We start from the raw sequence: 10,434 nt of genomic DNA on the forward strand, positions 1-10,434 counted from the left end.
CTGGAAGGGAAAGGTTTGCCGAGCACGCAGAACTCCGCGGAGCCCACGGCCACCCCGGCCGACACAGAGCAGGAGCAGGAGCGGGCCGAGCGCTTCGAACGCGACGCGATGCCCCTGCTCGACCAGCTCTACTCGGCGGCGTTGCGCATGACCCGTAACCCCGCCGATGCCGAGGACCTGGTGCAGGAGACCTACCTCAAGGCCTATGCGGCGTTCGCGTCCTTCAAGAAGGGCACGAACCTCAAGGCCTGGATGTACCGGATCCTCACCAACACCTATATCAACGGCTACCGCAAGCGGCAGCGTCAGCCCCTCCAGCAACCCACGGAGGAGATCACCGACTGGCAGCTGGCCCAGGCGGAGAGCCACACGTCGAGCGGCCTTCGCTCGGCCGAGGTCGAGGCCATGGACAACCTGCCGGATGTCGACGTGAAGGCGGCGCTGCAGCAGCTGCCCGAGGAATTCCGGCTCGCCGTGTACCTCGCCGACGTCGAGGGCTTCGCCTACAAGGAAATCGCAGAGATCATGGATACGCCGATCGGCACGGTGATGTCGCGCCTGCACCGGGGCCGTAGCCAGCTGCGCGGCCTGCTCGCCGACGTTGCCAGGGAGCGCGGGTTCATCCGTTCCGCCCAGCAGGAGGTGGCCGGGCGATGAGCACTCACGGTTCCGGCAAGTCCGACAAGGTCCATTGCGAAGAGGCGCTCGCCGAGATCTTCCTGCTGCTGGACAAGGAGTGCAGTCCCGAGCGCGACGCCGAGCTGCGCAGGCACATCGATGACTGCCCGCCGTGCCTCGAGGAGTACGGCATCGACGAGCAGCTCAAGCAGCTGCTGGCCCGCAAGTGCGGCGGCGACCACGCTCCGGCCGAGCTCAAGAACCGGTTGCGGGCCTCGATCCGCAAGACCGTGGAGGAGCACGGCGGGCTGCGGATCTCCGAGACCGAGGTGACCGTGGAACGCGTCACCGAAGGCAGCGACTGACGCCACCTGAACAGCGGCCCCGGCACCATTCCGGTGCCGGGGCCGCTGTTCGTCGCCTCGCCTGCTCAGGCGTTGGGCTTCTTGCCGTGGTTCGCGCCGTTCTTCTTCCGGTCGCGACGCTTACGGGCACGCTTCGACATGTTCACTCCTCCATGACTGGCTCCATCTAGTGTGTCATGGGGAGTGACGCTGCCCGCCAGAGGTGTGCCGAGGGCACCACGCTCTGGTTGTATTGCGGACGGCGGTGCGTGGCCTGCGCACCGTGATCGAGGATGACGTTCGGTGGTCGAATAAGCCATGTCCACGCTAGCCGAGCTGCTCGCGGAGAACACCGGACTGCCTGGTGAGGCGGTCGACCATCTGCAGATGGTCGTGGCCGAATGGCAGCTGCTGGCCGATCTCTCCTTCGCGGACTTCCTGATGTGGGTGCCAGTCGAGGAGGGCGAGGGCGACTTCGTCTGTGTCGCGCAGGTGCGCCCGACGACCGGCCCGACCGCTCATCCAGAGGACGTCGTGGGCACGCGGTTCACGAACGGGGAGCACCCGCAGCTCGGCAGGGCAATGCGGGAGGTTCGGCTCTGCCGCGAGGAGGACCCGCATTGGTACCGCGACCTGCCGATGCGCAGGGAGGCCGTGCCGGTCAAGTTCGGCGAGCGCGTGATCGCGGTACTCAGCCGGGAGACCAACCTCGCGTCGCCGAGGGTGCCGAGCCCGCTGGAGATCGCCTACCTGGGCAGCGCGGCGGACCTGTGCCAGATGATGGCCGACGGCACGTTCCCGAGCCCCGACGGCGGCACCGACGTGCACACCAGCCCCCGCGTCGGCGACGGGCTCATCCGGCTCGACCAGAGCGGCACGGTGGTGTTCGCGAGCCCCAACGGGCAGTCGGCCTACCACCGCATGGGCTACGAGTCGGACCTCATCGGCACGCGCCTCGCGCCGCTCACGCGGTCGCTGATCCGCGATCCGTTCGACGCCACCGAGGTCTCGCACCGCATCCTCGACGCGCTCGACGGCAAGCCCGGCAGCCGGACGGAGGTGGAGTCGCGGCGAGGGGCGGTGGTCCTGTTCCGGGCGCTGCCGTTGCGGCCCGCGGGGCGCCCGGCCGGCGCGCTGGTGCTGGCACGCGACGTCACGGAGGTGAAGCGGCGCGACCGGGCGCTGCTGTCGAAGGACGCGACGATCCGGGAGATCCACCACCGGGTCAAGAACAACCTGCAGACGGTCGCCGCGCTGCTGCGGCTCCAGTCGCGGCGCACGCAGAGCAACGAGGCGCGGCAGGCCCTGAGCGAGTCCGTGCGGCGCGTGTCGTCGATCGCGATGGTGCACGAGGCGCTGTCGATGTCCGTCGACGAGCGCGTGGACCTCGACAAGCTGCTCGACAACGTGCTGCCGATGGTGGGCGAGGTCGCGACCGCCGAGGCGCACGTGAAGCTCACCCGCTCCGGCTCCTTCGGCGTCGTCGTGGCGGAGATCGCCACGCCACTGGTGATGGTGGTCGCCGAGCTCGTGCAGAACGCCGTGGGTCACGCCTTCGTGCCGGGACGGCCAGGGCAGGTCGAGATTCGGGTGACCCGCTCGGCGCGCTGGCTCGACATCATCGTGCGCGACGACGGCAAGGGCCTGCCCGCCGGTTTCTCGCTGGAGCGGGCCGATGGTCTCGGACTGCAGATCGCGCGGACCCTGGTGGAGTCGGAACTGCGGGGGTCCCTGTCGCTGCGCGGCGTGCGGGACGGCGACTCCTCCGGCCGCCGGTCCGGCGGCACCGAGGCCGCGTTGCGCATTCCACTGAGCCGCCGAGTCTGACGCCCGGCCCCGGAGCCTCGCCGACCGCAGTGAAGGCCACCTTCACTGCGCCCGCCCGTCTCCCCCCACCACCCAAACGGAGACGCTGACGCGCCGCTGTGCCTGATCAGTCCGTCTCCCCCCACCACCCAAACGGAGACGCTGACGCGCCGCTGTGCCTGATTCCACGCGGGCATGGTGGCCTTCACTGCGGTAGGGGTGCGCGTTGCGGCAGGAGTGCCGCGCATTAACGGCAACCAAACAACCGCACACACGCTTGAGGGCCGGCACCCGAGACGGATGCCGGCCCTCAAACCTTTTGCCGCTGTTTGAATTGCGTTAAAGCGTTACGTGGCAAAAGGCATTCGCTTGAGTGCGATCAGAAGTTGCTGCGCGTGCCGATCTGGGCACGGCGACGCTTGAGCGCGCGCCGCTCGTCCTCGCTCATGCCGCCCCACACGCCGGCGTCCTGGCCGCTGGCCAGTGCCCAGGCCAGGCAGTCGGAAGCGACGGTGCAGCGGTGGCACACGGACTTCGCCGCGGTGATCTGCGACAGAGCAGGACCACTGGTCCCCACAGGGAAGAAGAGTTCCGGGTCCTCGTCTCGGCAGGCCGCGCGGTGGCGCCAGTCCATTTCCTTGAGCTCCTTTTAAGGGCGCGGCGTTCCGCGCCAGTCGTCATGGCGGTCGTTTCTTGGGGTGCTTGTGAATGCTTTCACGAGTCACCGAGTTCGACAAGTGTTTTCTGGCAATCGGTGAGTCAGCTCACCCGCGCGAGCGACTAGCCTGACCTGCGGATATGCGCTTGTCAGTTCCGCCCGTCGCGCAACGTCTTGCGGTGAACGGAGCTTCTCCGTCGCTGAGCGGCACCATGGAGTTTGCCGGAGACGATCAGTCGATGTTGCTGACCGACCGCAACCACTCATAACGCAACCGTGAGCGCCCTCGGCACGCTTATGAACTCCACCCGGGTCCGCTGCCCGACCAGATCGCCATCGACCTGCAAGTTTACCGGGACTTCAGACGTCACGCTGACTATCGGCAGATCGTCGTGACGCAGTAACTGCCTGCCACGGTGCCTGCTGCGGCTGCGCAGAGCCTGGCGGACGTGCCGCAGCACCGTGGCGAGCCCCATGCCCCGCAGCGCGAACAGGCCGAGTCCGGTGTCGAACGAGCACTCCGTGTTGAGATGCACCGGCCGCGAGCCCAGATAGCTCCACGGGTCCGTATTGGACACGAACGCGGTGTGAACCTCGACCGGCTCCTCGCCGGGCATCCGGACCGTCAGGGACGGCCTGCCGTTCGGCGGCCGCAGGTAGCAGCGCACGGCCGTCCGCAGGTAGAGCGAGGGACTCGTTCGTTTGCCGCGCCGCTTCTCGACCTCGCCGACCACGTCGGCGTCCCAGCCCATCCCGGCGTTGAAGGTGAACCAGCGGTCGCCGGCGAGGCCGAGGCCGACCTGTCTGCCGCTCTTCTCCTCGAGCCCGTGCAGCAGCCGGTGCGTGGCCTCCACCGGATCGCTCGGCAGCCCGAGGGCCCGCGCGAAGACGTTCGCCGAACCGCCCGGCACGACGCCGAGCATCGGCACCGGGCCGTACCTGCCGGGCTTGCCGTCGGTGTCGGCCAGCAGACCGTTGACGACCTCGTTGACCGTGCCGTCCCCGCCGTGCGCGACCACCAGGTCGACCTGGTCCCGCGCCGCCGCGTGTGCGACGGCCATCGCGTGACCGCGGTAGTCGGTCTCGACGACGTCCAGTTTCACCTGGCTGGCCAGCGCGTGCGCGAGCACGTCGCGACCACCGGGAGTGGTAGCGGTTGCCTGCGGATTCACGACGAGAACTGCACGCACTACCGCAGAGTAGGTGAGTTCACGCGTCACGCGGCCCGGTTGCCCGAACTAATACTTGCGAAACTCGTCACTGCGCCGCGAGCTGTCGTGAGCGGTCGTGGACCCGCGATCCCGTTTGCCTCAGCCGGTCGCTGCCCTCCGTTCGTCCTACCCCGAACGACAACTTCCGCCGTGACGAGTGCACCCCGGCCGACCGCCGGCTCATCGACGACAACCAGATCTTTGCTCGTGGCCCGGCCGCCCGAAAACGGCCGTCCGGGTGGCATACCATCGAAAGTGTTCACGCACGGTCATCTGACGGGAAGGCGTCCCGTGTCGCTCGCCGACAAGTTCTCCCCGGCGCCGCGCGAGGTGCGCCTCGCCGGTGCCCTCACCGCGCTGCCAGGACTGGCGCTGCTCGCGATCGGCGTGGTGCTGGTCGTGGAGTTCCTCGGACAGGAGCCCGTGGCGGGCAACAACGTCTACGCCGAGGTCGCCTACTACCTCGTGCTCGGGTTCGGTGTGCTGGCGTGCGCCGGGGGGCTGCTGCTCGGCAAGACGTGGGCGCGCTCGCCCGCGCTGGTCATCAGCCTGGTGCTCGTCGGCGTGGGGTGGTACGCCGCCGGGCCGTCCAGTCAGCCGGGCTTCGGTGTGCCGATCATGATCGCCGGGGCGGCGGTGGTGGTGCTGCTCTTCCGCAGGCCCTCGCGCGCGTGGGTGCTCGGTCAGGAGGAGGGTGAGACCGAGGAGGAGGCCGCGCGGCGCGGCGGCCTCGAGGGCCGTGCCGCCCAGCGCGAACCCGACCGGGACTAGGCCGCCCTGCGAGGGCCTTGTCCCGCCTGGCGAGGCACCACGCTGACCCCGCTCGCCCGGCAGAGGATCGTCAGGCATGGCTTCGCTCTTCGCCAGTGTGCGCAGCGGCTCGTCGGTGAGGCGGTAGACCGGCCACTCGTCCCGCGGCCTCGCGCGAGCAGGCCGACCCTTCCGGCCCTAGCGCACGTGTGGGCCGAGCAACCCGTTCACGATCAGATCCGCGAGTTCCCGCGCGGTGCGTGTCTGGCTTTCCCTGGTGACCGGCTCGGCCCGGCCGAGCCGATGTGCGAGCGGCAGTTGCACCAGGCCGGCAACCGGGCTGATCACGGCGAAGAACAGCACATCCATGGGCACGGTGGGCAGGCGGCCCGCCGCCATGAGCCGTTCGACGGCCGGAACCAGCGGCCCCAGCGTCGGCGCCACATACCTCTCGTACAGGTAGTCAAGGCGCTCTGACTCGCGGGAGAACTCGTCGGCGAGCAAGCGGCCGAGCAGCGGCGCCTCGACGGCGGCCTGATAGAAGTGGACGATCACAGCACGAACCCGCTCGGCGTCGTCGACGTCGGCTTCGAGTAGCCGCTGACGTTCCCGCTGGTCGCGTTCGAGGAGCGAATCCACCACGGTCCGCCAGAAGTTGGCCTTGGACCCGTAGCGGTCGTTGATGAAGTTGTGGCTGACGCCGAGGCGTCTCGCGAGCTCTCTGGCCGAGGTTCGGTCGTAGCCGAGTTCGGCGAAGGCCTCCATCCCCCGTCGAAGGATCTCGGCCTCGTCGGGCACCGGACGCGCGCCCGCCCCGGGTCGCCCCGGTCCTCGCGCCGCGCCGGTCACCGACTCCTCTGCCGCCATGCGGTCATTCTCCCCACGACTCCAGCTCACCCACCCGGGGACAACGCTTGACACTTGTCAGAATACATCTAATCTGACAGTTGTCAGGCAGTGTTCGGATGGACTTGCCATGGTCAGGGCAGCGCCCGGCGTGAAGCAGTGGGAATGGCCGACCGCCCACGACTCGAGGCCGGGCATCCCCGCCCGGTTCGGAGGCAAGTCCGGCCTCGAACTCCGAGCCACCACGGACGACGCCAACCGGCAGGAGGAAGAACGATGGCAAAGACCACGCCGGACATCCCGGTTCCCGATCTCACCGGCAAGCTCGCGGTGGTCACCGGAGCAAGTGACGGCGTCGGCCTTGGCCTGGCTACCCGGCTCGCCGCAGCAGGTGCGGAGATCATCATGCCGGTCCGCAACCCGCGCAAGGGCGAGGCCGCGATCGCGAAGATCCGCCGTGAGCACCCCGACGCCAGGATCTCCCTGCGTGACCTGGATCTGTCCTCGCTGGCGTCCGTCGCCGCGGTGGCGGACCGGCTCACCGAGGAGGGGCGGCCGATCCACATCCTCGTGAACAACGCCGGAGTGATGACGCCGCCCGATCGGCAGACTACAAAGGACGGTTTCGAGCTGCAGTTCGGCACCAACCACCTCGGGCATTTCGCCCTGGTAGCCCGGCTGCTTCCGCTGCTGCGCGCGGGTAAGGCCCGGATCACCTCGCAGATCAGCATCGCCGCCAACCAGCACTCCATCAACTGGGACGATCTCCAGTGGAAAGGGAAGTACAACGGCAACCAGGCCTACAGCCAGTCGAAGATCGCGTTCGGCCTGTTCGGCCTCGAGCTCGACCGGCGCAGCCGGGACGGCGACTGGGGCATCACGAGCAACCTCTCCCATCCCGGGGTGACCCCCACCAATCTTCTCGCCGCGCGGCCGGAGGTCGGCCGCGAACGCGATACCACGCTGGTGCGGTTCATCCGCGCACTGTCCGCGCGCGGCATCCTGTTCGGGAAGGTGGAGACGGCGCTGTTGCCCGCGCTCTACGCCGCGACGTCACCCAGCGCCCAAGGCGGCGTTCTCTACGGGCCCAGCGGCTTCCGGCACCTCTCCGGCCCTCCGGCCGAGCAGAAGCTGTACTCGCGCTTGCGCAGCGCGGACGACGCCCGCCGGATCTGGAAGGTCTCCGAGGAATTGGTCGGCTTTCGCTTCCCGGCTGGGCGCGCCCAAGCACCGGCCTGAGGCAGAACAGGGTCAAGTGAGGTTCGTCGTCAGGACGGCGGGACGTTCAGGTGCTGGATCTGGGGGCGGCCGCGCTCGTCGCCGAGCACCGTGATGCTCGCCGGATCGAACTTGAAATGGACGCCCGCGCTCGCTTCGAGGCCGAGCCAGCGGGCGATCAGCACACGGCTGAAGTGCCCGTGCCCGACAAGTACGACGTCGCCGCCCGCAAGCGCGGTCCGGACGCGATCGAGGACCTTGTCGGCCCGCGCGGTGACCTGCGCCGCGCTCTCTCCGCCGGGCATCGGGTGCGACCACACGGTCCACCCCGGCACGGTTTCGCGGATCCGCGGCGTGGTGAGGCCTTCGTAGTCGCCGTAGTCCCATTCGGCGAGGTCCTCGGTGGTCTCGTCGACGGCGAGCCCGGCCAGCTCGGCGGTGCGTACGGCCCGCGTGCGGGGGCTGCTCAGCACGAGCGCCGGTGACGTGCCGCCGTGCATGAGCGCGTAGGTGCGGCCCGCGGCGTGCGCCTGGCGTTCCCCGACGGCCGTGAGCGGAAGGTCGGTTCGGCCGGTGTGCCTGCCCGCGGCGGACCACTCGGTCTGGCCGTGACGGAGAAGGAGGAGCACGTGCTGGTCCACGCCTGCGAATATAGCGGCGCCCCCGACCGGTTACTCATGAGTAATATGGCGCCCATGACGACTTCGAACTCGACATACGCGGCGTGGCGCAAGCTTTCCGGGACCACGGCGGGCCGGGCGCTCTTCTCCGCCGCGGTGTGCCTGCGTGCCCCGTACTTCCGCACCGTGCTGCCGTACGTACGCGACCTGCGGCCCGGTCGCGCGGAGGTGAGCGCGCCCAAGTGGTGGGGTGTGCACAACCACATCGGGACCTTCCATGCCATCGCCGCGTGCAACCTCGCCGAGGCCGCGTTGGGCATGCTCGCCGAGGCCACGGTGCCCTCGACGCACCGGTGGATCCCGAAGGGCATGACGGTGTCCTACCTCGCGAAGGCCGAGACGTCGCTGGTGGCGGTGGCGGAGCTGGCCGAGCCGCTCGACGTCGGCGGCGCCGGTCACGAGGGTGTCGAGGTTCCGGTCCCGGTGACGGTCACCGACCGCCGCGGCAAGGCCGTGGTGACGGCGACCATCACGATCTGGGTCACACCCAGAAGGAGTCAGCGCTGACTCCTCCAGGCGAGTGAAACTTAACGGTGTTTACCCAGTTGACGTGAACGCCGCTCGGGTTTGAGCTTGTGGGGGTGATGGCGTGCCCGGCAGCATGCGCGCCATGCCTTCCCCGCTGTCCCGCAGGCGCTTCCTCGGGCTGAGCGCGCTGAGCTCCGCCGCCGCGTTCGGGCTCACCACGATCTCCGCGAACGGTGCGTCCGCATCGCAGCGGCGCACCGACTTCTCCCCGGCCGTCGTCATCGGCACCGGCTACGGAGCCGCCGTGACGGCGCTGCGCCTCGGCGAGGCGGGTGTCCCGACGCTCGTGCTCGAGATGGGCAGGCTGTGGGACACGCCCGCCGACGACGGCAACGTCTTCAGCGGCATGCTCAGGCCCGACAAGCGCTCCATGTGGCTCAAGACGCGCACGGAGGCTCCGCTCGCGTCGTTCCTGTGGATCGACGTCGTCAACCGCGACATCGAGCGCTACACCGGTGTGCTCGACCGCGTCGACCACGGTGACATGTCGGTCTACGTCGGCCGCGGCGTCGGCGGCGGCTCACTGGTCAACGGCGCCATGGCGGTGACCCCCAAGCGGCACTACTTCGAGGAGATCCTGCCCTCGGTCGACGCCGACGAGATGTACGGGAAGTACTTCCCGAGGGCCAACGCCGCGCTGGGCGTCAACCACATCGATCCGGCGTGGTTCGAGACGTGCCGTTCGTACAAGTACGCGCGCCTTTCGCGCAAGCATGCCGACAAGGCCGGGCTGACCACGACGTTCGTGCCGAGCGTCTACGACTTCGACTACATGCGCCGCGAGGAGGCGAAGGAAGTTCCGCGCTCCGCGCTGGCCTCCGAGGTCATCTACGGAAACAACCACGGCAAGCGCTCGCTCGACAAGACCTACCTGCCCGCGGCGCTGGGCACCGGCAACGTCACGATCAGGACGTTGACCGAGGTGCGGGCCATCCACCGCCAGTCCGACGGGACCTACCGGCTCACCGTGCGCGAGCTCGACGAGGTCGGCAACGTGGTGGCGACCAGGGAGATCGGCACCCGCTACCTCTTCCTCGGCGCGGGCAGCCTCGGGTCCACCGAGCTGCTGCTGCGGGCCCGCGAGACGGGTGCGCTGCCGGAGCTGAGCGGCGAGGTCGGGCAGTGCTGGGGCACCAACGGCAACGTCATGCTGGGCAGGGCCAACCACATGTGGGACACCACCGGCACCGTGCAGTCGGGCATGCCCGCGCTCGGCATCGACGCGTGGGACGACCCCGAGCACCCGGTGTTCGCCGAGATCGCGCCCATGCCGGCGGGGCTGGAGCTCTGGGTGAGCCTGTACCTGGCGATCACGAAGAACCCCGAGCGCGGGCACTTCACCTACGACGCCACGAGCGACTCGGCCAGGCTCAACTGGACCGCCGACCAGGGGCAACCGACGATCGATGCCGCGAAGGCGCTGTTCGACCGGGTCAACAGGGCCAACGGCACGATCTACCGGCACGACCTGTTCGGCGACACGCGCCCGTTCGAGAACCGGTTCACCTACCACCCGCTCGGCGGGCTGGTGCTGGGCAGGGCGACCGACCTCTACGGCCGGGTGCGCGGCTACCCGAACCTCTACGTCAACGACGGCTCGCTCATCCCGGGCAGCACCGGCGTGAACCCGTTCGTGACGATCACGGCGCTGGCCGAGCGCAACATCGAGCGGGTGCTCGCGGAGGACCTCCGCCAGCGAGGGTGACCGCAGTGAAGGCCACAGTGATGATGTGTGTGGGCGGGATCCCGGCACTCCTGACTCGGAAGGCCACCGA

12 protein-coding genes are annotated in these 10,434 nt (G+C 69.1%); 7 read left to right on the forward strand and 5 right to left on the reverse strand.

Going from position 1 to position 10,434, the window contains the following annotated elements; genetic code table 11:
• Window positions 1-15: 15 nt before the first annotated feature.
• Both FCN18_RS35425 and rsrA read left to right on the forward strand, forming a co-directional pair.
• A complete protein-coding gene (locus FCN18_RS35425) occupies window positions 16-657 on the forward strand; it encodes a sigma-70 family RNA polymerase sigma factor (protein ID WP_110337654.1) in 642 nt (213 codons plus the stop codon).
• Window positions 654-983, forward strand: coding sequence for a mycothiol system anti-sigma-R factor (gene rsrA / locus FCN18_RS35430; RefSeq protein ID WP_112270975.1), 330 nt, complete (start codon window positions 654-656; stop codon window positions 981-983). Before FCN18_RS35425 ends, rsrA begins: the two co-directional genes overlap by 4 nt.
• Before the next feature lie 65 nt (window positions 984-1,048).
• On the opposite strand, the gene FCN18_RS40945 is transcribed toward rsrA, so the two are convergent.
• The gene (locus FCN18_RS40945) at window positions 1,049-1,123 is read right to left on the reverse strand and encodes a 50S ribosomal protein bL37 (protein WP_098515123.1); all 75 of its coding nucleotides are present in this window, start codon (window positions 1,121-1,123) and stop codon (window positions 1,049-1,051) included.
• A gap of 157 nt (window positions 1,124-1,280) precedes the next feature.
• Here FCN18_RS40945 and FCN18_RS35440 point away from each other — a divergent pair, with 157 nt between their 5' ends.
• Window positions 1,281-2,789, forward strand: a complete 1,509-nt coding sequence (locus FCN18_RS35440; RefSeq protein WP_112270977.1) for a sensor histidine kinase — start codon at window positions 1,281-1,283, stop codon at window positions 2,787-2,789.
• A 358-nt stretch (window positions 2,790-3,147) separates the two neighbouring features.
• Here FCN18_RS35440 and FCN18_RS35445 read toward each other — a convergent pair whose 3' ends face one another.
• Both FCN18_RS35445 and FCN18_RS35450 read right to left on the reverse strand, forming a co-directional pair.
• Window positions 3,148-3,402: a WhiB family transcriptional regulator gene (locus FCN18_RS35445; protein WP_110337660.1), complete on the reverse strand. Its 255-nt coding sequence runs from the start codon at window positions 3,400-3,402 to the stop codon at window positions 3,148-3,150.
• Window positions 3,403-3,689: 287 nt separating this feature from the next.
• A complete protein-coding gene (locus FCN18_RS35450; RefSeq protein ID WP_112271305.1) occupies window positions 3,690-4,616 on the reverse strand; it encodes a diacylglycerol/lipid kinase family protein in 927 nt (308 codons plus the stop codon).
• A 312-nt stretch (window positions 4,617-4,928) separates the two neighbouring features.
• On the opposite strand from FCN18_RS35450, the gene FCN18_RS35455 reads away from it, so the two are divergent.
• Entirely contained in the window at window positions 4,929-5,408 is a 480-nt protein-coding gene (locus FCN18_RS35455) for a hypothetical protein (RefSeq protein WP_137097265.1), read from the forward strand.
• Window positions 5,409-5,585: 177 nt separating this feature from the next.
• On the opposite strand, the gene FCN18_RS35460 is transcribed toward FCN18_RS35455, so the two are convergent.
• Window positions 5,586-6,254, reverse strand: coding sequence for a TetR/AcrR family transcriptional regulator (locus tag FCN18_RS35460; RefSeq protein ID WP_137097266.1), 669 nt, complete (start codon window positions 6,252-6,254; stop codon window positions 5,586-5,588).
• A 255-nt stretch (window positions 6,255-6,509) separates the two neighbouring features.
• Between FCN18_RS35460 and FCN18_RS35465 the strand changes: the two genes are divergently transcribed.
• Complete coding sequence (locus FCN18_RS35465; protein ID WP_137097267.1) at window positions 6,510-7,472, forward strand: SDR family oxidoreductase; 963 nt, start codon at window positions 6,510-6,512, stop codon at window positions 7,470-7,472.
• Between the two features lie 29 nt (window positions 7,473-7,501).
• Here the strand turns inward: FCN18_RS35465 and FCN18_RS35470 are convergent, their stop codons facing one another.
• Window positions 7,502-8,092 carry an acid phosphatase gene (locus FCN18_RS35470; protein ID WP_112270985.1) on the reverse strand — a complete coding sequence of 197 codons (591 nt, stop codon included), beginning with the start codon at window positions 8,090-8,092 and terminating at the stop codon, window positions 7,502-7,504.
• Window positions 8,093-8,146: 54 nt separating this feature from the next.
• On the opposite strand from FCN18_RS35470, the gene FCN18_RS35475 reads away from it, so the two are divergent.
• Both FCN18_RS35475 and FCN18_RS35480 read left to right on the forward strand, forming a co-directional pair.
• A complete protein-coding gene (locus FCN18_RS35475) occupies window positions 8,147-8,638 on the forward strand; it encodes a hotdog fold domain-containing protein (RefSeq protein ID WP_113645066.1) in 492 nt (163 codons plus the stop codon).
• A gap of 94 nt (window positions 8,639-8,732) precedes the next feature.
• Window positions 8,733-10,364, forward strand: coding sequence for a GMC oxidoreductase (locus FCN18_RS35480; protein WP_206078065.1), 1,632 nt, complete (start codon window positions 8,733-8,735; stop codon window positions 10,362-10,364).
• Window positions 10,365-10,434: the final 70 nt, after the last annotated feature.

The sequence above is a fragment of the Prauserella endophytica genome (genome assembly GCF_005146945.1).
Classification (GTDB): Bacteria; Actinomycetota; Actinomycetes; order Mycobacteriales; family Pseudonocardiaceae; genus Prauserella_A; species Prauserella_A endophytica.

Coding starts and splice junctions, on each gene's coding strand:
- rsrA (WP_112270975.1), top strand. CDS start 654: ATGAGCACTCACGGTTCCGGCAAGTCCGACAAGGTCCATTGCGAAGAG.
- FCN18_RS35440 (WP_112270977.1), top strand. CDS start 1,281: ATGTCCACGCTAGCCGAGCTGCTCGCGGAGAACACCGGACTGCCTGGT.
- FCN18_RS35445 (WP_110337660.1), bottom strand. CDS start 3,402: ATGGACTGGCGCCACCGCGCGGCCTGCCGAGACGAGGACCCGGAACTC.
- FCN18_RS35460 (WP_137097266.1), bottom strand. CDS start 6,254: ATGGCGGCAGAGGAGTCGGTGACCGGCGCGGCGCGAGGACCGGGGCGA.
- FCN18_RS35465 (WP_137097267.1), top strand. CDS start 6,510: ATGGCAAAGACCACGCCGGACATCCCGGTTCCCGATCTCACCGGCAAG.
- FCN18_RS35475 (WP_113645066.1), top strand. CDS start 8,147: ATGACGACTTCGAACTCGACATACGCGGCGTGGCGCAAGCTTTCCGGG.
- FCN18_RS35480 (WP_206078065.1), top strand. CDS start 8,733: ATGCGCGCCATGCCTTCCCCGCTGTCCCGCAGGCGCTTCCTCGGGCTG.